This window comes from Steroidobacter agaridevorans (assembly GCF_009932555.1).
In the GTDB taxonomy this organism is placed as follows: Bacteria; Pseudomonadota; Gammaproteobacteria; order Steroidobacterales; family Steroidobacteraceae; genus Steroidobacter; species Steroidobacter agaridevorans.
In genome coordinates this window covers 526,401-549,495 of sequence record NZ_BLJO01000003.1, presented here as the reverse complement: position 1 = coordinate 549,495, position 23,095 = coordinate 526,401, and the positions used below count along the sequence as shown (strand labels likewise).

19 protein-coding genes are annotated in these 23,095 nt (G+C 61.1%); 6 read left to right on the top strand and 13 right to left on the bottom strand.

Going from position 1 to position 23,095, the window contains the following annotated elements; all coding sequences use genetic code 11:
• Nucleotides 1–6 precede the first annotated feature (6 nt).
• The 5 genes from GYH35_RS13240 to GYH35_RS13220 all read right to left on the bottom strand — a co-directional run bounded on the left by GYH35_RS13240 (nucleotide 7) and on the right by GYH35_RS13220 (nucleotide 6,414).
• Complete coding sequence (locus tag GYH35_RS13240) at nucleotides 7–2,460, bottom strand: TonB-dependent receptor (protein WP_161828652.1); 2,454 nt, start codon at nucleotides 2,458–2,460, stop codon at nucleotides 7–9.
• A 210-nt stretch (nucleotides 2,461–2,670) separates the two neighbouring features.
• Nucleotides 2,671–3,099, bottom strand: a complete 429-nt coding sequence (locus GYH35_RS13235) for a putative quinol monooxygenase (RefSeq protein ID WP_161828651.1) — start codon at nucleotides 3,097–3,099, stop codon at nucleotides 2,671–2,673.
• A 20-nt stretch (nucleotides 3,100–3,119) separates the two neighbouring features.
• A complete protein-coding gene (locus GYH35_RS13230; RefSeq protein ID WP_202624293.1) occupies nucleotides 3,120–4,475 on the bottom strand; it encodes an 8'-apo-carotenoid 13,14-cleaving dioxygenase in 1,356 nt (451 codons plus the stop codon).
• Nucleotides 4,472–5,323, bottom strand: a complete 852-nt coding sequence (locus GYH35_RS13225) for a VOC family protein (RefSeq protein WP_161828650.1) — start codon at nucleotides 5,321–5,323, stop codon at nucleotides 4,472–4,474. Before GYH35_RS13225 ends, GYH35_RS13230 begins: the two co-directional genes overlap by 4 nt.
• 2 nt (nucleotides 5,324–5,325) lie before the next feature.
• The gene (locus GYH35_RS13220) at nucleotides 5,326–6,414 is read right to left on the bottom strand and encodes an SMP-30/gluconolactonase/LRE family protein (protein WP_161828844.1); all 1,089 of its coding nucleotides are present in this window, start codon (nucleotides 6,412–6,414) and stop codon (nucleotides 5,326–5,328) included.
• A 213-nt stretch (nucleotides 6,415–6,627) separates the two neighbouring features.
• Between GYH35_RS13220 and GYH35_RS13215 the strand changes: the two genes are divergently transcribed.
• From GYH35_RS13215 to GYH35_RS13205, 3 genes are all read left to right on the top strand, one after another.
• Nucleotides 6,628–9,897 (top strand): sensor histidine kinase, encoded by a 3,270-nt coding sequence (locus GYH35_RS13215; protein WP_161828649.1) that lies wholly within the window; start codon nucleotides 6,628–6,630, stop codon nucleotides 9,895–9,897.
• Complete coding sequence (locus GYH35_RS13210) at nucleotides 9,894–10,541, top strand: response regulator (protein ID WP_161828648.1); 648 nt, start codon at nucleotides 9,894–9,896, stop codon at nucleotides 10,539–10,541. Before GYH35_RS13215 ends, GYH35_RS13210 begins: the two co-directional genes overlap by 4 nt.
• 68 nt (nucleotides 10,542–10,609) lie before the next feature.
• Nucleotides 10,610–10,996: a hypothetical protein gene (locus GYH35_RS13205; RefSeq protein ID WP_161812289.1), complete on the top strand. Its 387-nt coding sequence runs from the start codon at nucleotides 10,610–10,612 to the stop codon at nucleotides 10,994–10,996.
• A 16-nt stretch (nucleotides 10,997–11,012) separates the two neighbouring features.
• Here GYH35_RS13205 and GYH35_RS13200 read toward each other — a convergent pair whose 3' ends face one another.
• The 3 genes from GYH35_RS13200 to GYH35_RS13190 all read right to left on the bottom strand — a co-directional run bounded on the left by GYH35_RS13200 (nucleotide 11,013) and on the right by GYH35_RS13190 (nucleotide 13,725).
• Entirely contained in the window at nucleotides 11,013–11,756 is a 744-nt protein-coding gene (locus tag GYH35_RS13200; protein ID WP_161828647.1) for an FKBP-type peptidyl-prolyl cis-trans isomerase, read from the bottom strand.
• A 99-nt stretch (nucleotides 11,757–11,855) separates the two neighbouring features.
• A complete protein-coding gene (locus GYH35_RS13195) occupies nucleotides 11,856–12,050 on the bottom strand; it encodes a hypothetical protein (RefSeq protein ID WP_161812287.1) in 195 nt (64 codons plus the stop codon).
• A 649-nt stretch (nucleotides 12,051–12,699) separates the two neighbouring features.
• The gene (locus GYH35_RS13190; RefSeq protein WP_161828646.1) at nucleotides 12,700–13,725 is read right to left on the bottom strand and encodes a lipase secretion chaperone; all 1,026 of its coding nucleotides are present in this window, start codon (nucleotides 13,723–13,725) and stop codon (nucleotides 12,700–12,702) included.
• A 90-nt stretch (nucleotides 13,726–13,815) separates the two neighbouring features.
• On the opposite strand from GYH35_RS13190, the gene GYH35_RS13185 reads away from it, so the two are divergent.
• Nucleotides 13,816–14,316: a hypothetical protein gene (locus tag GYH35_RS13185; RefSeq protein ID WP_161828645.1), complete on the top strand. Its 501-nt coding sequence runs from the start codon at nucleotides 13,816–13,818 to the stop codon at nucleotides 14,314–14,316.
• Between the two features lie 22 nt (nucleotides 14,317–14,338).
• Here the strand turns inward: GYH35_RS13185 and GYH35_RS13180 are convergent, their stop codons facing one another.
• The 4 genes from GYH35_RS13180 to GYH35_RS13165 all read right to left on the bottom strand — a co-directional run bounded on the left by GYH35_RS13180 (nucleotide 14,339) and on the right by GYH35_RS13165 (nucleotide 17,734).
• Nucleotides 14,339–15,016, bottom strand: a complete 678-nt coding sequence (locus tag GYH35_RS13180; RefSeq protein ID WP_161828644.1) for a cupin domain-containing protein — start codon at nucleotides 15,014–15,016, stop codon at nucleotides 14,339–14,341.
• Between the two features lie 3 nt (nucleotides 15,017–15,019).
• On the bottom strand, nucleotides 15,020–16,747 hold the full coding sequence (locus GYH35_RS13175) for an ankyrin repeat domain-containing protein (RefSeq protein WP_161828643.1): 1,728 nt from the start codon (nucleotides 16,745–16,747) through the stop codon (nucleotides 15,020–15,022).
• Nucleotides 16,748–16,927: 180 nt separating this feature from the next.
• Nucleotides 16,928–17,494, bottom strand: coding sequence for a hypothetical protein (locus GYH35_RS13170; RefSeq protein WP_161812282.1), 567 nt, complete (start codon nucleotides 17,492–17,494; stop codon nucleotides 16,928–16,930).
• Between the two features lie 27 nt (nucleotides 17,495–17,521).
• Nucleotides 17,522–17,734, bottom strand: coding sequence for a hypothetical protein (locus tag GYH35_RS13165; protein ID WP_161812281.1), 213 nt, complete (start codon nucleotides 17,732–17,734; stop codon nucleotides 17,522–17,524).
• A 164-nt stretch (nucleotides 17,735–17,898) separates the two neighbouring features.
• Here GYH35_RS13165 and GYH35_RS13160 point away from each other — a divergent pair, with 164 nt between their 5' ends.
• Nucleotides 17,899–18,456 carry a dihydrofolate reductase family protein gene (locus GYH35_RS13160; RefSeq protein ID WP_161812280.1) on the top strand — a complete coding sequence of 186 codons (558 nt, stop codon included), beginning with the start codon at nucleotides 17,899–17,901 and terminating at the stop codon, nucleotides 18,454–18,456.
• A gap of 481 nt (nucleotides 18,457–18,937) precedes the next feature.
• A complete protein-coding gene (locus GYH35_RS13155) occupies nucleotides 18,938–21,706 on the top strand; it encodes a TonB-dependent receptor (protein ID WP_161828642.1) in 2,769 nt (922 codons plus the stop codon).
• Nucleotides 21,707–21,755: 49 nt separating this feature from the next.
• On the opposite strand, the gene GYH35_RS13150 is transcribed toward GYH35_RS13155, so the two are convergent.
• Nucleotides 21,756–23,087, bottom strand: coding sequence for a DUF1552 domain-containing protein (locus tag GYH35_RS13150; RefSeq protein ID WP_161828641.1), 1,332 nt, complete (start codon nucleotides 23,085–23,087; stop codon nucleotides 21,756–21,758).
• Nucleotides 23,088–23,095: the final 8 nt, after the last annotated feature.

Sequence of the window (23,095 nt, the reverse complement as noted above, 5' to 3'; positions counted from 1 at the left end):
CGTGACCTACTCGAATCGAACGTTGAAAGAGAGAGCGACTTCTCTCGGGCGCCCCACGGTGGCGCTCACTGCCGTCGTCTGCGGCTGATAGAACGCGCTCATGATGTAGTACTCGCCGGTGAGATTCGTCCCCGATAGCGCCACGTCCCAGTTGGCGCCGCTGGGTGAGTACGCCAACCGCGCACTCAGCAGACCGAAATCGGGTATCTCGTATGCAGTGATCCGGTCGACGGCCGACATCTGCGAGTCCTGCCACGTGTAGTCCCCGCGCAGAGTCAATTCTCCACTCGTCAACTTCCAACCGTATTGCGCGCCGAGTGCGTAGCTGAACTCCGGCGCCAGCGCCAGCGCCGAGCCGGGCTCCAGATTGCGAGTCGTGCCGCGATCGGTGTACTTCGCATCGATCCAGCCAAGGCCATAGTTCAGAGCGAGCGCATCGGTCGCCTGCCACACGCCTTCGATCTCGACGCCCTTGATCTCGGCGTCCGCGTTGGCGTCGAACAAGCGCCCCGGCACGAGCTCTTCGGACAACTCCAGGTTGGTGAATTCATCGTAGAAGACAGTTGCGTTGAACCGGAGCGTGTTGCCGAAGAATTCCGAGCGCAGTCCGAGCTCGTAGTTTTTGACCTCCTCCGGCAGCGTTTGATAGTCCGACAGGCCGAGCGCGATGATCTGTGGGTCCGCCTCATCGACGTTGACGATGGTGCCGCCGGTGCCCGCCCCTTTCGAGTACGTCGCGTACATCATGATCTGCGGCGTGAACTCGTATTGCAGGGAGAACCGCGGCGTCCACTGAGTCACGGTGGACTTGTCGACTTCCGGAACTCCCGTGCCCGCGTAGTAATCCGCACCCGGGATCAAATCCTGATACAAGGCCGGCACAGGATGCAGCGACTGATCGCCACCGAAGGGATTGGCTTTATAGCTGGTCTCGGTGGTGTCCTGCTCCGTGTAGCGCAAACCGCCGGTCAGGCGCAGCCCTTCCGTCACTTCGACGGTCCACTCCGAAAACGCGGCGAATTGCTCGGTCGCCGTGCGACTGATGCCGATGAAGCCATTGCCGAGCAGTTGCGGGCCGCTTTCCGGATGGCCGCCGAACAGCGGATTGACGGCGCTTCCGGGGTACGCTGCATTGGCCGCCGCGGCCAGCGCGGGGGACTGCAGCAGATCGTTATTGATCCAATTGATACGCCTGCCGTTGGCGCCCGGCGCCTTCTCCCAATACACACCCGTTGTACCGCTCAGGCGCGAGCCACTGTAGATGAACTGCAACTCGCCGGTACGCAGATCGCTGCGCTCGGTGAAGAACGGCAGCTGATTCACCCAAAGATCGAGCCCCGTGCCGTCCAGATCCTCGTAGGAATGGCCGGTGCCCCAACGTCGCGATCCCAGGGCCCTGACGGTCATCGTGCTGTTGAGATTCCAGGTCATATCGACGCGCACGTCGTCGTAGGTCTGACGCCAGCCGGCATCCGCTGTGTCGATGGTATTGAGATATCTCTGCTGCGCCCCGTAGGAATGAAACTCATCGTTGAACGCCTGCACTCCGGGAGTGCTGGGATCGAGATCGACAGAGGTGTAGAGGCAGTAAGCGTTCGGAGCGAAGAAGATCTGCACGCCATCGCCGCTGAACCAGTTCGCCGGCGCCTGCCCGTCATTGCAAACCGGCAGCAGGTTCAGGTTGACGTACGGCACGCCACTGCTCTTGTTTTCAGTCCGGGCATACTGCGCACGCACTTCAAAATCTTTGATCGGCCGCCACAGCACGTCGAGCCTGCCGAGCTTGTCGTCCTGGCTGCCGAACAGGGTATCGACGTTGGTGCTGGACACGTAGCCGTCACGCTCCATGCTTGCGGCGGTCAACTTCACGAACAGTTCGTCGGTGATCGGAACATTGAGATTGCCCGATACGTCAACGCGGTTCTTGGAACCAAACGCCGTATGCATATCGAGCGAGAATTCATCTTGCGGCTTGCGGGTGACGAGTTGGATGGCGCCGCCGATGGCGGAGCGCCCGAAGAGCGTGCCCTGGGGTCCGCGGAGCACCTCCACGCGCTCGATGTCCGTGAGGTTCGGTAACGCTCCGCCTTCGAAAGGTGCGCCGTCCTGGTAGACGACGACACCAGGGACGCCGCGCATGCGAAACTGGCTGCCCACGGTCCCTGAAAACTGACTGGTCGCGATCACTACATTGGGAATCTGACCGTTCACCTGCCGCAGGTCGGTCACATTGCGCTGTTCCAGATCCTCGCCGCCGATCGCGGCTATCGACAAAGGCACATCCTGCAAGCTTTCTTCGCGACGACGAGCGGTCACGAAGACTTCGGTGATGACAGGGCTGTCGGCGGCTTCCCGAAGCGCAGCGTCTTGCGCTCGCGCCGCGGGCAGCGCCGATACAGTCAGGCCAGCGACAATGGCGCCGCCCACCGCATGTTTCAGCGCCTTTTTGTTTCGGATCATGTTTCCCCCGTTCGGCAAAATTGTGCGAGCACCGCTCGCGAGCAGATGCCCGCGGCGGCGATTTATGGCCTGACCGTCCGTACGAGCGTTTGCCACGCTCTCCGAATCGAACGAGCCAGAACGAGGGATGCCGACATTTTGCCTGGGGGCTGGTCTCGGATCAGGGTATGGGTGCTCTCACCTCCGAGGAAATCTGGTCTATCGAAGCTCTCAACGCCGAACGTCTGTCCTATTACCAAGGATCTCCATGCGCACGACTTTCACGCCGCCATCGGCCAGTTCGGGCAGCCTGGCGAACCAGGACTGCACATGGGGAGTGGCGTTGTGGGCTTCGAAGTCCGCCTGGCTCGCGAAGATCTCGTAGAACACAAAATGTCCCGGCGCTTCGCGATCCTCGTGCAGGAAATAGACGAGGTTGTTCGGCTCGGCACGCACCTGCGCCACCAGTCTGAGCGTGGCTTCGCGAAGCTCCCGTTCCTTGCCCGGCTTCGCACGAACTTCGGCCACAACCGAATAGGCGCCCTCGGGGATTTCGCTATAACGCATGGCACTTCCTTTCTGGGTTGTCGCAGGCTCGCCGTTCGCACTGACGGCAATGAGTGCGAACAGCACGAAGAGAATCGATAACGGACGACGCATGGCAGACCTCTTGAGCAGTGTCATATCTGAAAGGCGGCTTGATTCTGCACCCAGTTCCCGTGGAACCCGGGCGGCACGATGTGCGGAATACGGATGCTGGCCTGAGGCGCAGCTTCGAAGTTGCGCGCATCGAGGATGACGAGATCGGTCACGTTGGCCTTGGCGTCGATGACGAAGCCGACGAGCCAGCCTTCGTCCTCTGCCGCCTTCGGGTGGGCGGGCACGAACATGAACTCACAAGGGTGGCGCTGCGGGCCGAAGTCATGGACCTGACGCGTGCCACCCTGCAAGTCATGTTTATATAGAGCCGAGCCGAGAAACCATCCGGTCATCGCCATTGTGTAGGCATAGCGATAGGGCTGGCCGAGGCGTCGTTCATCCGGGCGCGGAAATTCCTGTGGGGCCGAATCTAGAACGACGCGCACGACCTGCCGCGTCGTGGGATCGATGGTCCAGCGTTCCAGGCTGCAGTGTTGCGAATCGGGCCCGGCTTTGATTCGGGAAAACATGCGGTCGTGGACGATCACATCCAATATCACCTTGCCATCGGTCGCGTCGTAGCTGTTCACCGCATGGAAGATGTAGCACGGGTCGACCGGACACCAGATGATGTCTTTCGCCTCGCCTTCTCGCGGTAACAGCCCAACGCGCGCCGCATGTGACGGCCGCCAGCGATAAGGAAAGGTCTGGCCCGTCATGCCGGCCCACAGTGAGAACGTGACCGGCAGGTCCAGGACGATCGCGAAGCGCTGCGTAAAAGCGGAATCGTGAATCATCGGGCCGTGTTTGACCGGGATCGACACCTCGCGCCGGACCTTGCCATCGGGCTTGACGACCACATAGCGAATCGAGCGCCAGCGGGCGGCGTCGTAACAAATGCCGTGCATCTCACCGGTCAGCGGATCCACATGGGGATGGGCAGTGAAGCTGCCATGAAGCGTGCCACCGAAATCGGTGTAACAAAGCGTCTCGAGCATCTCACCGATCTCGACCGGCGTGCTGCCCGCCTCGACCAGGCCGAGTGTCTTGCCGGCGAAGTGGACGACGTTTGTATTGACGGTGTCGAAGGTATTGCGCGGCCCTTCGACTCGCGCCTCGCCGAGCGCCTTGCTTACCGAAGTCGAGCGGATCCAGCGATTGCGATACCAACGCGCGCGCCCCTCCTCGATCCTGATTCCGTGGATCATGCCGTCACCGGAGAACCAGTGATATTTATCCGGCTTGGGCGCCCTCGGGTTCGGCCCCATTCGTAGGTAACGGCCATTGAATGCGGGCGGAATCACGCCGGTGACGGGCAGATCCTCGAGCGTCAGCTCCTGCCGCATCGGTGTGTGAACGCCGGTCAAGTAGGGATTCGCTCCCAACACGGCGTTCACTGCGCGGCCTTCTTTCGACGCACCTGCAAGGCGCCATCGAATGTCTGTTTCACCGGCCCCAGCGCCTGGACAAATTCCAGTTGTTCGCCTTCGGGCCCCTTGCAGTAGATCAACCTCCAACCATTCGATTTGCCTTCGGTGATGCCGTTGCTGTTGGCCTCTATAGGCGCGGCCGTCCGCTCCTTTTCGGACCGCACGGTGAGCACCCGGTTCGCTCTGACTTGCGTCATGCCGCGCCGGCCCGCCTCCGCCTCCAGATCGGCGATGAACTTGTTGAAATCGACGTCGTCGCGAATGTGAAAGCAGATGTGCATCATCCGCGGGAAAGCGGGACTCATGTGATCGAGAGGTTCGGCGAAGGCGGCGCCGCTGCCGGCGGGCTGCTCCGCGTCGCGGTACTGCAGGAGCTCGATCACGACGTTGTCGAATTGAATGAAGCGCACGTCCAGACGCTGCGCGCCGCCTCGCAAATCCGGAATGCCCATCGTGCGCGGATTGACCTTGCGCACGCGCGCCTCGATCTCCTGATCGGTCAGCAGTGTGTTGTGGATGCGCTCGCCCTGGAAGTCGCCATCGCGCATCACCTCGGTTCCGCCGAGCACTTCGGTATAGAAAGCAAACGCTCGATCCATGTTCTGAACGGTCAGACCGAAGTGCTGCACGCCCTGCAATCTCGCGCCGAGCGGCCGGTCGTTGCGTGCGACAGCGCTGCTCGACCGCCCGTCCGCCTCGACACTCGTAGAGGTCACAGGCGATGCCAGCAGGCCACCCGCTATCGCCAATCCAGCGCCTTGCAGGATGCCTCTGCGCTGGAAGTTCGTTTCTTCTGAATGTTTGTGTTCGCTCATTACTATCTCCTGGCGTACGGAACCCAACCGATTGCAGGTGCGTGCAAACTGTGAATGTAGAGCCGGTCCGCTGTCTCAGTGGCGCCCGTGGTTTCCGGATACGCGCCGATGGGATCCTGCAGATCCTCGGTTACGTGACCGCTCTCATCGAAGGCAAATACATGGGAGTATGGATCGCCCACTGGCAACAGCGCGCGCGGCATGCGCAGCAGCACCTTTCGCATGAAAGGTTTTTGAGACAGGTTATCTGCCGCGGGATTGCGGGGTCTGAAGAGCCCCGCCCAGATGCGACCCTCTCGCCCTCGCATCAAGTTGTCGGGGTAGCCAGGCAAATTATCGAACAGCACCGTCGCCTGCGATGAACCGCTTTGGATATCCAGATCTCGCACGTCGCTCGCGATCTTCCAGATACGATAGCGACCGGTCTCCGACACGAACAAGGCTCGCCCATCGGACGATAAGGCGATTCCGTTCGCGAACGAGAATCCATGGGCTACGACTCGAGTGCTCGCGGTCGCAGGGTCATAGGCAAGCACTCGACCTGACGCGGCCTGCTCCAGGATGTCGAGCACGCTCGCTTCATAAGTGCCGCCCCACTCCGCTGGCGAAAAGCGCGCGGACGCGTCGGTGAAAAAAATGGTTCCGTCCGTCGCGACCACGACGGAATTGGCGTAGCGAATCGGATCATCCGAGCTCACCTGATCGGTGAGCACGCTCACGCGCCGATCCGCACCGACGATGAGCAGGCCGCGCATCGCATCGGCGGCGATCATCCGACCGTCTTTATCGAAATCGAAGCCGAGTACGCGGCCACGCGTGTTCGCAAAGATCTCCTGATGCGTGCCGTCGGGGTCCATGCGCACCAAATTGCCGCTGGTCATCGCCGCGTACAGTTTGTTGTCGGGTCCGATGGCGATGTGCTCCGGACCAAATTCATTGCCGATGTCGATGGTGCGCAAACCGGACAGGTGCGTGTTCGGCGCATGGACGCCGACGTAGCCGGGCGGTTTTGGTGCGAGCCATGCCACAGGCTCCGCGGGAACGGACCAGAAGCACAGATAGACCGCGACTGCGGCGAACAGGACTCCCATCGCGCCCGCGAGTCTTGGAACAGTGATGGCGCTCAAAGGGCGCTCCCTCGTGTCATTGCGGTCCCCGCCTCCGACATCAGAGCGCCATGATCGATCCGCTGCACCGGATGCGCATCACCACGAAGGAGCTATCGCCTTGTCCTCTTTCGAGTACATTGTTATATGCGAGCCGCACACGTACGATTTGACAGCAGCAGCACCGCATCAGCGCGCATGAGCACCAACATCTATCAGCGGCTCCCCCGTCACCTTCGACGGGTTGCTCTCGCGGTCATGGCGACGTGCGCGATCGTGTGTACGACGTGCTACGCCGAGCTCTCCCCAGATCCCGCCATTGCGCAGATCGCCCCCGACATCGTCCATCTCGGTGTGACCGAGGGACATGATCTGCGGTTCGTGCGATTGTCACGTTCGCAGGGGCTCTCTCAACAGCGCGTCACGCATATCGTTCAGGACGATCGTGGCTTTCTCTGGTTCGGTACCCAGTACGGCCTCAATCGCTACGACGGCTACCAGTTTCGCGTTTTCAAGAACGATCCCGCCGATCCGGACAGTCTCTGCGATGTCCACATCACGGCATTGTTCAAAGACCGCGCGGGACACCTGTGGGTCGGATGCGCCTACTCGGTCGACCGCTACGATCCGGTCACTGAAACGTTCGTGCACTATCCCCTCGAGCGCTCGGCAGCCGCACGCACGAGCGGCGATGTACGACACATCAGCGAGGACCGGGAAGGCCATCTGTGGTTGTCCACGGGATACGGACTGTACCGTCTCGACCCACAGAGCGGTCTCGTGCGGCGCTTCGTGCACGAGACCGCAAACGCCCACAGCCTGAGCAGTAGCGTGATCAAGTTCAGCGGCGAGGATCGCGCCGGCGACTTCTGGGTTGCAAATGGCGCGGGACTCGATCGGTTCGATCGCCGCAGCGAGCGCGTCACGCTGCACGTACCACTGCCCGAAAGCAGACCCCTCAAGTTTTATGAAGATCGCGCAGGAACGTTTTGGATCTTTGGCGAATCGGGCCCCGGCCTGGCGATTCTGGATCGCCGCGCACAGCGCCTCGTGCGCTACTCGTTCGCCGACAAGGAAGTCCCCGGCCTCCCATTGACCGGGGTGACTTCGATGCTCGAAGACCAGGATGGAACGCTTTGGGTGGGAACGGTGGCCGATGGCCTGCTCAAGTTCGATCGTTCCCGGCAACGATTCACGCGCTATCGCAACGATCCGGCGAACCTCGAGAGTCTCTCCGAGAACCGCATCACGACGCTCTTCGAAGATCGCGAAGGTCACATCTGGACTGGATTCGGTGCGACAGAACCCGGCTTCTTCACCCGCAGCCCGCCGCCGTTCACCAAGCTGCCGGTCGATCTTCACAATCCGAACAATCTTGGCGAGACGCTGGTCAATGTCATCTACGAGGATCGTCACGGCATCCTGTGGATGGGCACGACCGGCGCTCTCAACCGACTGGACCGCAGCACCGGCAGACTCACTCACCTCGACATCCCGGGCGATGGCATTGCGGCCGACGTGCTGGCGATCGTCGACGATCCCTGGTCCGACGCTCTGTGGGTCGGGACCGGCGGCCAGGGATTGTATCGACTCGATACGGCCAACAATCGTCTGCAAGCATTTCGTCATGACGACAAAGATCCGACCAGCCTGAGCGACAACCGGGTCATTCGTCTGTTCGCCGATTCCCGCAAGCAACTCTGGATCGGCACCTACGATGGCTTGAACCGGTTCGATCCCGCCACGCAGACATTCGTCGCGTATCGGCACGGCAAACCGGATACACAACACGTATATCGGTCGATCGTGGAGGACGCGCGCGGAACCCTTTGGATGGATGCCGACGGCGATGGCGTACAGCGTTTCGATCCCCACACCGGGCACTTCACCCAGGTCCGCCTGCAGCCCGCGAACGAAAGCCCACTGCTATACAAACGTGTGCTGTCTCTGTACATCGATCGCGTTGGAGCGTTATGGGCTGGAACAGGGAACGGGCTGTTTCGCTATGACGTCGAAACGGGTGCGAGCACGTATTACAGCGAACGCGACGGGCTGCCGAGCAATGCCGTCAGCTGCACGTTCGAGGATGCCTTGGGACAGCTGTGGCTGGGGACGAGCGCGGGCCTGTCGCGTCTCGACCGCGAGCGCCGGGTATTCAAGAATTACTCGCCCGCGGACGGACTGCCGGGGCTGGATTTCACGGGCTTTAGCGCGTGTTACCGCGGGGCATCGGGAGAAATGTTTTTCGGGGGCTTCGCCGGCGCAGTCGCATTCCGCCCGGAAACCCTGCGGGAAGTCGACTACTCGCTTCCGGTGGCGCTCACCGCTTTCCAGCTTTCCGGTGTTGCTCCGACGCCTGGCACCCGCCCGCCGCTATCCCGCGCGATCGACTATACGAGCGCGATAACATTGGCGCACTCGCAATCCAGCTTCTCGATCGAGTTCGCCGCGCTCGGCTTCCGCAGTCCGACGACGAACCGCTATCGTCATCGGCTCGCCGGATTGGAAGACACCTGGCACGAAGTCGGCAGCGATCGACGCTTCGCCAGTTACACCACGTTGCCGGCCGGTCAGTACCGGTTTCAGGTTCAAGCCGCAACCAGCCGCGGCTCGTGGGGCGAGCCGGGAGCCGAGGTCGCGATCGAGATACGACCGCCCTGGTGGGGAACCTGGTGGTTCAAAGGCCTGCTGCTGCTGCTGGGCCTGGCCGTCATCGGTGGCACCTATATGTTGCGCATTCGACAGATCGCGCATCGCTTCGATATTCGGCTGGAGGAGCGCGTGAACGAGCGAACCCGCATCGCGCGCGAGCTGCACGATTCGTTGCTCCAAAGCTTCCAGGGCTTGATCTTCCGCTTGCAGGCCGTGCACGCATTGTTGCCGGATCGCACGCCCGAGGCGGCAGCGCTGCTTGAAAAATCACTCGATCATGGCGATCGCGCCATCGCCGAGGCTCGTTCAGCCGTGCACGATCTGCGCTCGAACGTCCCGGTCGCGAGCGATCTTTCCGATGCCCTCGCGGCGCTGGGACCGGAACTCGCAGCTGACGAGCCAGGAGCCCGCTCATTTCGCGTCATGCAGGAGGGCGAGGCGCGGCCAATCGCACCGCTGGTTCGAGACGACGTGTACCGCATCGCTCGCGAAGCCCTGCGTAATGCAGCTCAGCACTCTCATGCGCGTCACATCGAGGCCGAACTACACTACGGCGAGAAGGAATTCGTACTGCGGATCCGCGACGACGGTGTCGGCATCGATGCGACCGTCGTGGGTGAAGCACAACGCGCGGGCCACTGGGGGCTGCAGGGGATGCGCGAACGAGCCGAGACTTTCGGTGCCCGGCTCGACGTGTGGAGTGAGCTCAACGCCGGCACCGAAATCGAGATGTCGATTCCTGCGCAGATCGCTTACCAAGGCGCCGGCAGGCATCGATCGCCATTCAGAATCAACGCTCTCTGGAAACGTTCATGAGCTCCGAAGCGCCGATCCGGATCCTGGCTGCCGACGATCACCCTTTGTTGCGCGAGGGAATCGCCTCGCTGATCGGTGCTCAACGCGACATGCGACTGGTGGCGGAGGCCGCGACGGGACGCGAAACCATCGAGCAGTTTCGCGCCTTCCGGCCTGACGTGACGCTACTCGATATCCAGATGCCGGAGACCAGCGGCATCGACGCGCTGATCGCCATCCGCAGCGAGTTTCCCACAGCGAAGATCATCATGCTGACGACCTATGGCGGAGATGCGCTTGCTCAGCGCGCCCTCAAAGCCGGTGCGTACTCATACGTTCTCAAGGGACTGGTCCGCAAGGAGCTGATCGAAACCATTCGCGCGGCCCATGCGGGCCAAAAGCGGATTCATCCGCAGGTGGCATCCGAGCTCGCCGCGCATCTTGGCGAGGACACGCTGTCGGATCGCGAGATCGAAGTGCTGGCTTTAGTCGCGGTCGGCAACTCCAACAAGGAAATCGGCGCCCTCCTCTCGATCACCGAAGAAACCGCCAAGGCGCACGTCAAGCGCATCATTGCGAAACTCGGCGCCAACGATCGCACTCATGCCGTGACCCTGGCGATGAGCCGAGGCATGCTCGCCAGCCCCCTTCCCTCGAAGGGATAATCGGGCGACTCCCAGTTCGGGGATCTGGCGCGACAGCGAAGACGAGTAATGTCGGCCATGAGAAACCGATGCAACGCTTATTTTCTACTTTTCCCAACGGCTGGCCAGGTTGCGGACTGTTGCTGCTGCGATTGAGCTGCGGCGCCCCACCGTTGCTCATCGGCAGCGCAAGGTTATGGGGAGCGCAACTCGATGCAGCTTTCGGGCTCGATCTGCTCAGCTGCGCGGCTGCGCTGTCGATACTCGTCGGATTCTGGACGCCTCTCGCCGCCTCGAGCCAGGCAGTTCTGCAAGGCTTACTCGCATTCTCCGGCGCAACGTTCGAATGGGCGCCGCTGGCGCTCGCCATCACCGATGTCAGCTTGGTGATGCTTGGCCCGGGATCGTTGTCCATGGATGCTCGCCTCTATGGGCGCAAGCGCATAGATCTGGGTCGTTCACCGCGAATGCCTTGAGCTCCACTGCTGAGACTCACTGTCTCTTGTCGACTTCGAGCAGCTCCACCTCGAAAATCAATACAGCATTGGGCCCGACATAGGGTGGCGATCCTGCTTCTCCATAGGCAAGGTTGGCAGGAACATACAATTCCCACTTGGCGCCTTCCGACATCAACTGGAGTGCTTCGGCCCAACCTTCGATGAGCGCTTTGGCATTGGTGCTGTAAGGCTCGCCCCGTGAGTACGTGCTGTCGAACTCGGCCCCGTCGATCAGCCTTCCTCGATAGTGCACTTTCACGTCATCTTCCACGGTCGGTGTATACCCGCCACTACCCTTGGCGATCACCTTGTACTGCAAGCCGCTCTTGGTGACTATCACACCTTCTTTCCCGGCGTTCTCCCTCAGGAAAATCTCGCCTGCTCTTTTATTTTCTTCGGTTGCCACCGCCCATTCTGCTTCCTTCTGCTTTGCATGAGCTTCTTGATAGAGTTGAATCGTGGCGGCAATTTCTCCAGCAGACATTCTCTTCTCGCTGCCAGCGAACACAGCCTGCATCGCAGCCGCCATGAGATCGACGTTCATCGCAATGCCTTCTGCTCTGAACTGCTCCGCCAGATTCGCGCCATAGGCATAACTGTAACGATCTTCCAGCGTTTTGAAGTCTTGTTGGCTCTCCTGAGCCGCGGCTGCTTTTTCTTCGGAGGGAGACTGTGGGTTGCAGGCCGCCATGCAAACCGCAATCGACACCAACACGGCAGCGCCTTTGTTCTGTTTCATGGAGTTTGCCCGCTGAACAACGTCTACTCGATTGCCGACACACAAAAACCCCAACCGCGAACGGCTGGGGTCCTTCCTGAGAAGCCAGGCTGAGAGCGGCTACAGCAGCAAACGGTCAATCTGGGTGCGCATGGCTGCGCCGACCGCGCCACCGGTGCCGGAAATCGGTGCGAAGTGAGTGCCCGTGGTCGTGACCTGCCTGTAGATGGTCGAGTTGCGCCTGCAGTTGGCCGCGTTGCTGGGCAATGCCGGGGCCAGCGTGTCGCCAGTACTGAAGATGCAAGTAACGTCCACGTTGGCCGCGACTGGACGCAGAATCCTGACCGTGAAAACAGTGTCAGGCTGAACGGCAATGACACATGACACATCCGAGCCAATCACATTCGCGGCATTGAAGGAGCCACCCCCGCCTTGCGAGTGACCGGACGTGCAGATTTTTGGACTTGCATTGAGGATACCGGCGTAACGGCTCCTCGCTTGACTCAGAGCGTCTCGAACGTCAGTCCCGCTGCCAGAATTAGCGGTTGTAGCAGCCGCCACCAAAACGCAACGTTGAGCAGCGGCAGTCAGCAGACCCGAGTACGTGGTTGCGCCGCCTCCGGTGCCGTTACCCCATGCCAAGATGTTGTAACGCCCGTCGCCACCGCTGGGCACATAGAATCGGGCGCCGATTCCGCTTTGAATGCTGACGCTGCAACTCTGCGCGAATGCGCCTTGCGACAGCAAGCAGCCGAGCAAGAGTGCGGCCCCAAAGAGTACTTTGATGTTCACGATTTACCCCCAAGATTGAGCTTCCAATATCGGCACGGTCAGCCTGCATGAATTGGCGTCGACCAACTCACCGTGGGGAATCTTAGGGAACCGTATTCAGGAACAATATGACCTCACCTTCCTGATCTCGACAGAAATGGCAGCTGAGGTCACCGCGTCGACTGGCGGCCATCTATTTCGCATCTCGCGCCTGCCAATCGGAACTGGTCAGGCGAGCCCGCTCTCGCTCTTCGGGACTGAAGTACTGTTCGAGCAATTGTTCGATCTGACGCTCGCGTTCGACCTCGTCCAAGCCTGCCTGCATGACGTAACGGCGCGCCTGCCAGAATCCGTTGAAGCGGCTTTGCCACGCCGCCTCTTCACGGTCCGCCGCGGCCAGATCACGCGCGCTTTCCGCGCTCAGAAGCGCCTTACGGGTGGCGTAAATGTCGGCGTTCGAGGCGCCTTGCTCACGCAGGCGTTGCACCTTTTCCGCTGCAGCCTCTTCCGGCTCCAACAGCCCCAGGGCTAGCAGGCGATCATTCAAGTTCTCCTGCAAGGCTTCCTGCTGAGCCAGCTTCTGTTCATCCGTCAAGTTCGAGTTCGTCTGAATGGCGATGGCAGCGAACATGTGCCGCCCGTTGGTATCTTCTACCTCAAACAATTTGTCGGCCGTTTCCGCGCCGAGGTAGCTGCGTCTCAGCTCCACCAGTTTTTCGTAATGCTCGGCAGGCGACTGGTCGATCGGTTGTCCTTCGAACTCCATCTCTGCCAGACGGAATCGATAATAGTTCTCCAGAATTTGCGCCGCTGCTTCGCCCGCCTGACCGGGCAACCCGGTGCGAATCGACTTCTGCAGCTCTGACATGGCCTCCGTGCTCAGATGGGGCCCCAAGTCTTCGAATCCCTCCTCGAGCGCTTCCTTCATGGTTTGATCCGGCACCACGCGGCCACTCTCATCGAGCTTCATGCTCTGCAGAATTCTGTAGACCGTCACGACGTTGGCAGGCACCTCGCTACCTGTCGTCCCCGGCTGTTCCGCTTCCGGCTTGGTGAAATTCCGCCATTGCCAGCGAGATGCAATGGTGTTGGTGTTTGTTTCTTGAATTTCCGCAGGAGGCGCCGACTCAGCTTCGTCCCGGGGCAACACCCAATAAGCCAATCCACCGATCACGGCGGCCGCCGCAAGACCGGAAACAACTTTCCATTGTTTTGGCATGGGCGTCGTACTACCACATCTGATTGTCAACCAACAGTCCCCGTCCGGGCCGCTCGGGCAGCCGCTGCCGTTTTTCACCAACGGGGGTGCGTGTACGAAATATATGTATTGCGGCGATCTGACATCGAGGCGTTGATGCCCGCAGGAGCCAAGCGCAGAATCTGGAAGTCGCCACCCATACGCGCACCCAGCAGCAGGAGAATTTCGATGCGATATTCAATTGCAATCTCCGTTCTGGCCCTCGCTGCATTCACTCCGTTGCTCTTGGCGCAGCCAGAGCACTCGCCGCAGCGCTACATCATCGAAGTGACCAGCCTCGTGCCCGATGCCGAGCGAACGGTGCGCGGCGCCATAGGGTATGACAGTCAGTTGGAACTGATTGAAGTGAGTACGCCGTTCAGAAAGGAACTGAATGCCGTCGCCATCACGGCGATGTTTGTGGTGGCGGAGCCCGATGGCAATATTCAGGTCGTCGTCCACGACAAGGGGACGGCAGGGCTAACGAAGCATGGTGGGGCGAGCGGCCGCGCGATCAAGATTGTCGAAGATCCTCGCGACCCGCTCGTGACATCGAGCTTTGGCGGTTTCTGAGCGCGGACTGCGCGGAGAACGATCAAGTAAAGTCGCATACATCCGCATGCAGCAGCGGCGCCAGTTTGTACCAAACGCGAGTGCCTTGCGGCCCCGCTCGCACGTGTAGTCCCTGACCGGCGGGAAGTCGCAGCCAGGTCCATCCGTCCAATGCCTCTGAACCATCGGAGCAGTCCCCAGCGAGCACTAGCAATTCGAGCCCTTTGGGATTCGGCAACTCGATTGTCGCGCCAGCGCCCCACTCTTCAAACACGACGCGCTCATCCGCACCCGAGAACAGCTCCAGGGAAGTAACTACGCCCGGTCGCAAGTCGCCCGAGACGCCTTCACCGGGACGGCGAACGATACGCTCGCGATCGTCCCTTCTGAACTGCCAGAGCTTGACGAAAATCGTGCATCCCGCTTCGGCGCCCGGCGCATGCCCGGTCCCCGGGGGATTGCGGACATAGGTCCCGGCGGGGAAGTCACCTGTCTCATCCTGGAAAGTGCCTTCCAGCACGAGAAACTCTTCGCCGCCGGCATGGCTGTGTCGAGCAAAGTGGCTGCCAGGTGCGTAGCGCACGATCGACGTGGCGCGCGCCTTCTCTTCGCCAATTCGAAACAACATGCGGCGCTCCACGCCTTTAGCGGGACTCGACACCCAATCGAGATTGGCCGCATGGACCAGAGCGCGCATCGAAAGATCAGCATTGAGTAGCATGGCTCATACCTTCGTCGCTGCCATCGCCGCATCTTCCAAAAGCGCCGCAGCGTCGTCCAGCCCTCGACGGCGCGCGACTTCCCCGGGTGTATGTCCCTGTGGATTGCGAAAGGTCGGATCGGCGCCAAACGATACTAGCAACTCAGCAATCTCAACCGCCTTTTCCTCATCGTCGGGCAAGCAGAAAAGCGCCGGTTCGCCGTCGCGATCGTGGCGATTCGCACGGTCAGGCGCATCGGTGAGGAGCTCCCTCACCCTGTCGACCGCCCCCGCATAGCAGAGGCCGCGAAAGTTGCGGCTGACGGCGGCCAGCAGATTCACCATCTCCGTTTGCCTGTTATAAACAGCATGGGTGAGAGGCGTTCCGCCATAGCGCAGCTCGAACGGATCGATCTGCGCGCCGCGAGCGATGAGCAATCGTGCGATCTCCTCCGCTCCGCAATGGGTCGTGTAATGCAAGGCACGAAGATTCTTCTCGTCGCCGATGTCGACCGACATGCCGAGCTCGAGCAGAGCCTCCGCGATGTCGGCGCGCCGGAGGCGGATGACTGCGAACATGGGTTCGTGATTCTGGAGGAACTCCGGATGCTTCAGAGCGAGCTCGCGCATCCTTGCGAAGTCGCCCGCGACGGTCGCGGCGAAGAAGCGCTCCAGTTCGGTGAGCTCAGGCCGGGTCGCACCCTGACGAACGAGGAGCTCGACCATGTCTTCGCGGCCAGCCTGCACGGCATGCTTGATCACAGGTTTGCGCGAATAGAAATTTATGCCGTGCGCATCCGCGCCGTGCTCCAGCAGCCAGCGCGTTCGTTGAATGTGATGAGGCACGGCGTTTCCAAGCAGATATGCGAGCGCACTGGAACATCGCTCGCCACCCAGCTCCTTCGGGGCCGGACCCGTCCATTTGTGAGTTTCACCGCGTCTTGCGGACTCTGACCAGAGCAGATCGAGCCAGAACGTGGAGTCCGGCCCGAGCGAGGTGTTGTAGAGAGCCTGTGGAGCAAACGGATCGGCGCCACGGGCGATCAGCAGGCGCACGAACGCCTCCGCCAGTGGATGTGCGACCTGGCCGCCCTCGCCCCCGCCGATGACCCCGACCAGCACGTTGAAATCATTGGCGCCATCGGACCAGCCCGCGTTGGGATCGGCGCCAGCATCCAACAGAACATTCGCAATCTCGAGTGCATTGTTCGCCACCGCTTCAATCGGCAGGCGCGCGTAGGCCAGTCGCACTAGAGGAGTCCATCCATCGAAGCCACTGCGATCATTAGCCGTGCGCGGATTCTTGCGCAGAAAAGTGCGCACAGCGTCGACGTCGTGGGCGGCCACAGCAGTGTGGATACTGTCGCGGACAATCTCGGGATGACGCTCGAGGACACGAGCGGCAACAACGCCGCGCTGAGGCCCATCGGGCTCGTAGGTGCCCCACTTCTGGGTCGTGGGATCGGTGCTGTACCGGTTGACGGACTTCTCGAGAAAAAGCCGGACGCGGTCGCCGAAGCTGCGCGCCCGATCCTCGATCTCCTGCTTCAGCGCCGCCCAGGACGAAGCGCCGTATTCCCGAGCCAGCGCGTGCTGTACCTGTCGAAGTTTTGGAACGCCGCTATGAGCGGGAAAGACCTGGCGGAATCGACTGACGGCCTCGATATCGCCAGCCGCGATGGCCTTGAGCCAGCGCTTGGCCTCGCCACGCAGGGCGTCCAGATTGGAAAAGGACGAAAGCGAACGGGTCATGACACCTTCCTTCCGAAAATGCGCCTGATGTCCGCTTCCCAGGCCGGAAGAAGGTTGATACCGATTGCGATTGCATCGAATGGGTGGGAGCAGGCTCCCTTGCCGCGGACCGGTGGCGCCCCAAGCGCACTGTGGCCATCCTAACTCCGTGGGCAGCCGATCTTCAACGGTCAGACGCGCCTATTCTCGTTGCAATGGCGGACCGAAAAACAGTACTCGCACATAGCCGATGACAAGTGCGATGCAGAGGCCCGCTAGAAAGATGACCATGGAGCCGATCGAGCCCATCCACAGTCTGGACTCGCTCACATGAGCGATCGTTCGTGCGCTCCGCCCCGCACTGTTCACCAGGTCCTCCGGTTGCACGCTCATGGTCGCGGGAAAGATGACAAAAAACACTGCTACAGCGATGAGCAGCAAGCAGACTTTGAAGCGGGAAAAGCGCTGAAGCGTCCTCTGATTCGGCTTGATCAGAGCCGGGTATCTGCTGATCAGCGCCGCAATCCCGGGCACCAACAGCCACTGCACGGCCAGGAACATCTTGGTTGCGACGGGGAATTCAGAAACCGAGACAAAGCCGTCTATGGAAGGCACCGCAGCCGCGACCAGATCGGCAAGCATCGTCATTGCAGGCGGATAGCTCTCGGCGCTATTGGGCAGTAGCAAGCTCAATACAGTGCTTGCGGCCACGAATAGGAAGAACATCAGGCCCGCCGCCTGTACGATTTCTGGATCCTTCTCACTCACAGGTCACTCCGTTCGACCCCGTCCCGCTCAGCGCTTCTTCAGACCCACCACGAAAAGCACGAGGCCGGCGCCCAAGGCGACGCCGCCGATCCAATCCGGGACTCGATGCTCCTGTTGCATCTTCGCCTCGAAGCCACCCAGCTTGAAAAAGCTCTCCTCGCGCGTGTAGCTCACGCCCACGAGGAGCAGAAACGCTCCCACTGCCGCAAGCACGGCGCCCGAGATCAATGCAACTCGCATGACAACCTCTACTCGATTTCCCAAGCACCTTCGAATTGCGGCAAGCCCCACCAAGGAGATGCTCTGGCTCACACTGCTGAATTGTAGCTGATTGGCGCCTTTGTACAGGAATCCGGCACATGGCCCACCTTTGCTGGGCTACCGATTGAAGGTACTCTCACGCCATGCAACCGCTTCGCTATGCCATCAATGTCACGTTGGACGGGTGTTGCCATCATGAGGCGGCATCCACCGACGAAGAATTGCATCGTTACTGGGCCGAGCAGCTCGCGCGGGCCGATGCTCTCATTTTTGGCCGCATCACCTACGGAATGATGGAGGCGGCCTGGCGACTGCGGGCGGGAGTGATACCGGAGTGGATGGCCGATTGGATGGAACCGTTCGCCCGCACCATCGATGCGGCCAAGAAGTACGTCGTCTCGAGCACCCTGGAGCGGGCCGATTGGAACTCGCAACTCGTGCGCGGCGATCAACTGCAGGAGACCATCCAGCAACTGAAGCGCCAGCCCGGTAAAGGGCTGTTCGTGGGCGGCGTGACACTACCGCAGGCGTTGGCGGAAATGGGATTGATCGACGAGTACGAGTTCGTGGTGCATCCCAGGCTGGTGGGCCACGGGCCGACGTTGTTCGCGAGGCTATCGAAACCTGTCGACCTGAAGCTCGTGAGCCGACGGGAGTTCAAGTCGGGAGCGGTCGCGCTTCGGTATGAGCCGAAAAGGTAGCGACATCACCAGCGCTCTGGCGTGACATCGAGACGCAACGGCCGCTGATAGGAAACATCCCGCTTGTCATTGAGGCCTTTGGTGTAGCCCTGCTTCTGGAACATCGGCGCCTTCAGTATCACCTGCTGCGCAGGCGTTCGCGTCGCCTCACAACGAGAAAGTCTCGGCGACGGTCCTTACGCCCGTATAGAAAACATTGCGCGAATAAGAGTGATCGTCCACGAGCGGATCATCGGTTCAAGACCTGAATCGATTGATCCACATTTGGAATTGGCCTGGCGGAAAACGGTCTCTCTAAACTCCAGACCATCCACAACATCCTGGCATCGACACCGGCTCGGTCGATCAGGAGGCTCGATCTCGATAGGTGACACCGGTGTCAAACTCGCGCACAATGCGTGAGCTTCTAAGATTCAGGCTTCGATCGCGCGCGAAACATATCGCGCCTTGACAACGATTCTGCTCGACAGGGGGAAGCAAGATGGCACCAGGTAACAAAGGGCCTCGCCGTACGTTTTCGCGCATTCTGATGACGGGCCTGTGCGCTTCGGCGTTGCAGTCCGGCGCAGCGAACGCACAGGAGAGCGGCAACGTTTCGCAGAGCGAGCTCGAGGAAGTCGTCGTGACCGGCTTCCGTCAAAGTCTGGAGCAGGCGCTGAGCTTGAAGCGCGACGCTCCCAACGTTCGCGACAGCATCGTCGCCGAAGATATCGGCAAGATGCCCGATCTGAATCTCGCCGAATCCATCCAGCGCATCCCGGGCGTTGCCATCTCACGTGACGGTGGCGAAGGCCGAAATATCACGCTGCGCGGCCTGGGCCCGCAGTTCACGCTCGTGACCCTCAACGGCATGGAAGTTCCGTCGGCCACGGCCGGTCTCGACTCTTCCGGCGGCGTGAACCGCGGCCGCAGCTTCGACTTCAACGTGTTTTCTTCGGAGCTGTTCAACCGCATCGACGTCAACAAGTCCTCGACCGCGTCGATCGAGGAAGGCGGCCTGGCCGGCACGGTCCAACTCTATACCGCGCGCCCGCTCGATCAGCCTGGCTTCAACGCAACGCTGAGTGGGCAGGCTTACTACAATGACGTCAACGAGGACATCAATCCGCGCGCCGGCGTGACCATCTCCAACACGTTCGCGGATAACAAATTCGGCGTGCTGGTCAATGCAACTTACACCGAGCGCAATCCGTTCCAGGACGGCTTCGGCACGGTGCGTTGGGAGCGCCCCACCGGCAGCGGCTTCGCCAATGTCGGCGGAGCGATCGTCCATGGCACGCCGACCTCCGTCGACCGCGACGGCAATGTCGTCGATGTCGGAGCGCCCGGCATCAACCTGAATGACGTATGGTTCCCTCGCTTGCCGCGGCAGGATTCGTTCCGGCACGCGTGGGAGCGGCTGGGCACCGCAGTCAGCCTCGAGTTCCAGCCGACCGAAACATTCAATGCCGGGCTCACCTGGCTGCGCTCGGAGCTCGATCAGGATGTGGCCGCGCAGAACTCGTTCGCCCAGTTCCGCACGAATGCCGGCCATGGCTACCCCGCGATCACGCCGGTCGAAGTCTGGCTGGATGAATCGGGCCGCTACGCGGTCGCCGGCACATTCAACAACGTGCGCCTGCGCACCGAAAGCCGCCTGACGGAGGACGTGAGCGAGTTCAACCAATACGTGGGCGACTTCCGCTGGGACCTGAGCGATTCGCTGCGATTGAGCGGCATGGTCGGCGTGGCGGAGAACGAGCTGACGAATCAGTTCTTCCGCGTGAACGTCGAGGCGAGAGCGGGTTCGACATTCACTTACGACTTCCGCAACGACCCTGACGTCGCCTCGATCCGCTACGGCTTCGACGTGTCGGATCCGGCGAACTTCGCCCTGCAGACCAACAACGAGCTCATCCAAAGAAACGTCGTCAACCGCGAAAACACCACCGCGCGCATCGATCTGGAATGGCACGATGACAGCACCAGCTTGAAATTCGGCGTCGTGACCAACGAGCGCGAGCTGGATACCGCGAACTACCAGCTCGACTACACGGAGCCGGCGACCTTCGACGGCATCTCCACGGTCTTCAATTACATCGATCTCGGCAACCATGGCGGCAACACGGATCTGAATTTCGTGGCGATCGATTTCGATGCCGCTCTCGGTATCTACAACCCGACCGGCGGCACCTTGCGCAGGGGGCCGGGTATCGCCACATGGACGGTGACGGAAGAGACATTGGGCGGCTATGTGGAGGCCAATGCCGAAGCCGAGCTGCTCGGACGTCCGCTGCACTTGAATGCCGGCGTGCGGGTCGTGCGCACTGAAACGGAGTCGAACGGCTTCGGTACCGGAGAAATCCCGATCAGTGTCGACAACTCGTACACGAACTATCTGCCGTCCGCGAACGTCGCCTGGGACCTGACGAACGATTTCGTCGTCCGTTTCGGCGCCAGCCGCACCCTCACCCGCCCCAGCCAGTCCGCCCTCGCCCCGTCACGCGGCTATTCGGACGTGAACCTCTCGGTGAGCGGCGGCAACCCGCTGCTCATGCCGCAACTGTCGAACAATATCGACATCGGCTTCGAGTGGTATTTCGCCGAGGAATCGGCCGTGTCGCTGGCGTTCTTCCGCAAGGACATCGATTCGCTGATCGAAACGTCGCAGGAAGAAGGGGTCTTGTCGGCCGCGGACAGAGAAGCGGTCGCGCGAGTCTATCCAACTCAGCCGGCGCTGCTCGCCCCGGGCGTCATCTGGACCTTCAACCAACCGCTCAACCTGGACGGAACGGATGTGGAGGGCTTCGAAATCGCCTATCAGCAGCCGTTCACGTTCCTGCCCAGCTTCCTGAGCAACATGGGCTTCCTGGCCAACTACACCTATGTCAGCTCGGAAACGACCTTCGAGTTCGAGGACCAGAGCATCACCGCGCCATTGAACGGCCTGTCGGAGGACTCATTCAACGCCACGCTCTATTATGAGACCGACCGTTGGGGCGCTCGCCTTTCGGTCAACGACCGCAGCGACTACACCACCGCGGTGCCGGGCGGCAACGGCAACCTGACCGAAGCAACGTCGGGCCTGCCGCACTACGACTTCTCGTCCTTCTACAATCTCACCGACAACATCGTGCTGTCGCTCGAGGTGATCAACCTGACGGACGAGGCCGAACGCCTGTACACCACCGGCGACGGCGACCTCGATCTGGTCCGTGAGTACAACAAGACGGGCCGGGAGTTCTTCCTCGGCGCGCGTGTGAGCTTCTAATCGTTGTGACTTCGGACGCCGGCGGTTCTCGCCGGCGTCCGTTCAACTCTCAAGCCAGCAACTCGGGCACCGTGCGGTTCGTCTCCATCGACATGACGCCCCAGCGCTCGACCTGCAATCCCATCGCCTGCTGCAACGTCAGTCCGACTCGCGTGACTGGATCCGCGTTGCCGGCGAGGTGAAAGCCCGTCCGGATCTTCCCGCCGGCATTGCCCGCGATCATCATCGGAATACCCTCCACCGCGTGCGCCTTGGCGATCGAGCAATCGGAATGCGCGAGGATCAGGCAGTTATCGAGCAAGGTGCCGTCGCCTTCCGGAATCGCGGCAACTTCATCCAGGAAATCGCGCCAGGCCACCATGCTTCGGGTAGCGAACCACGCGTGTTCCTTCTGATAGCCCAGCTGCGGATCGGTCGGCTCTTCGTGGGTGAGCGTGTGATGCGTCGTGGTCGATCCTTTGCGACGCAGGTTCGACGCCGTATCCGAGAGCAGGAGGTTGAAGACACGCGTTTGATTACATTGCAGCGCCTTGGCCAGCAGGCCCGCCATCAGCTTGTGAGTGATGAGCACATTGTCCATCTCCGAGTCGAACGGCACGTTGGGCGGCGCCTTCGGCATCGTGAAGTTCTGCACGGGCGCCGGCGGCTGCAGCTGTAGCGCCAGCTGCTCTTCGAGCTGTCGAATCGACGTGAAGTACTCATCCAGGCGGCGTCGGTCATCCACACCGACCTCACGCATCAATCGCTGGCGATCCTCCTGGACCGCGGAGAGCACGCTCTGTCGCACCATCGTGCTCGGATCGGGTTTGAAATCCACCGAGTTTGGATCCTGGAAGCCCGGGCCGAAGATGCGTTGATACAGCGCCATCGGCGAGACTTCGCTGGGATTGGGCGATCCTGCCGCGCGGTAGGAATACGAGCGCTCGGTGCCCGATGTACTGATCTCGAGCGAACGAAACCGCGTGTTCTTACCGATCTCATCGCCGATGATGACGTCGAGCGTGGGCGCCTTGACGCTCTCGTTCGGAACGGGCACGCCGGTGCGCAAGCCGAGGCAGCCGGTGATGTGAGGTTTGTTCGGTACGCCATCGAGCTTCACATCGAACCCGCTCAGGATCGCGAGCTTGTTTCGATACGGCTCGAGCGGTTGCAGATCTTCGGGCATGGCGAAGCTCGCTCCCGTCGCAGTGGGCACCCACTTCTCCGGAATGAAACCGCAGCCCCAGATCCACGTGCCGAAGCGAACCGGAATGCGCCGGCCCGTCGCGGCGAGCGCACGCCCGCTATCGGTGAGAAAGCAGTTCAACAGCGGCAACGCCACGCCCACGGCGGAGCCTTGCAGAATGCCCCGAAGGACCGTGCGTCGATTGATCTTGCTCATGCTTGCTC

What these genes read in the sequence shown, in the direction of transcription:
- GYH35_RS13155 (WP_161828642.1), top strand. Translation starts at nt 18,938, where the DNA reads ATGGCACCAGGTAACAAAGGGCCTCGCCGTACGTTTTCGCGCATTCTG.
- GYH35_RS13190 (WP_161828646.1), bottom strand. Translation starts at nt 13,725, where the DNA reads ATGCCAAAACAATGGAAAGTTGTTTCCGGTCTTGCGGCGGCCGCCGTG.
- GYH35_RS13210 (WP_161828648.1), top strand. Translation starts at nt 9,894, where the DNA reads ATGAGCTCCGAAGCGCCGATCCGGATCCTGGCTGCCGACGATCACCCT.
- GYH35_RS13205 (WP_161812289.1), top strand. Translation starts at nt 10,610, where the DNA reads ATGCAACGCTTATTTTCTACTTTTCCCAACGGCTGGCCAGGTTGCGGA.
- GYH35_RS13235 (WP_161828651.1), bottom strand. Translation starts at nt 3,099, where the DNA reads ATGCGTCGTCCGTTATCGATTCTCTTCGTGCTGTTCGCACTCATTGCC.
- GYH35_RS13215 (WP_161828649.1), top strand. Translation starts at nt 6,628, where the DNA reads ATGAGCACCAACATCTATCAGCGGCTCCCCCGTCACCTTCGACGGGTT.
- GYH35_RS13175 (WP_161828643.1), bottom strand. Translation starts at nt 16,747, where the DNA reads ATGACCCGTTCGCTTTCGTCCTTTTCCAATCTGGACGCCCTGCGTGGC.
- GYH35_RS13225 (WP_161828650.1), bottom strand. Translation starts at nt 5,323, where the DNA reads ATGAGCGAACACAAACATTCAGAAGAAACGAACTTCCAGCGCAGAGGC.
- GYH35_RS13240 (WP_161828652.1), bottom strand. Translation starts at nt 2,460, where the DNA reads ATGATCCGAAACAAAAAGGCGCTGAAACATGCGGTGGGCGGCGCCATT.
- GYH35_RS13150 (WP_161828641.1), bottom strand. Translation starts at nt 23,087, where the DNA reads ATGAGCAAGATCAATCGACGCACGGTCCTTCGGGGCATTCTGCAAGGC.
- GYH35_RS13160 (WP_161812280.1), top strand. Translation starts at nt 17,899, where the DNA reads ATGCAACCGCTTCGCTATGCCATCAATGTCACGTTGGACGGGTGTTGC.
- GYH35_RS13165 (WP_161812281.1), bottom strand. Translation starts at nt 17,734, where the DNA reads ATGCGAGTTGCATTGATCTCGGGCGCCGTGCTTGCGGCAGTGGGAGCG.
- GYH35_RS13220 (WP_161828844.1), bottom strand. Translation starts at nt 6,414, where the DNA reads ATGGGAGTCCTGTTCGCCGCAGTCGCGGTCTATCTGTGCTTCTGGTCC.
- GYH35_RS13180 (WP_161828644.1), bottom strand. Translation starts at nt 15,016, where the DNA reads ATGCTACTCAATGCTGATCTTTCGATGCGCGCTCTGGTCCATGCGGCC.
- GYH35_RS13200 (WP_161828647.1), bottom strand. Translation starts at nt 11,756, where the DNA reads ATGAAACAGAACAAAGGCGCTGCCGTGTTGGTGTCGATTGCGGTTTGC.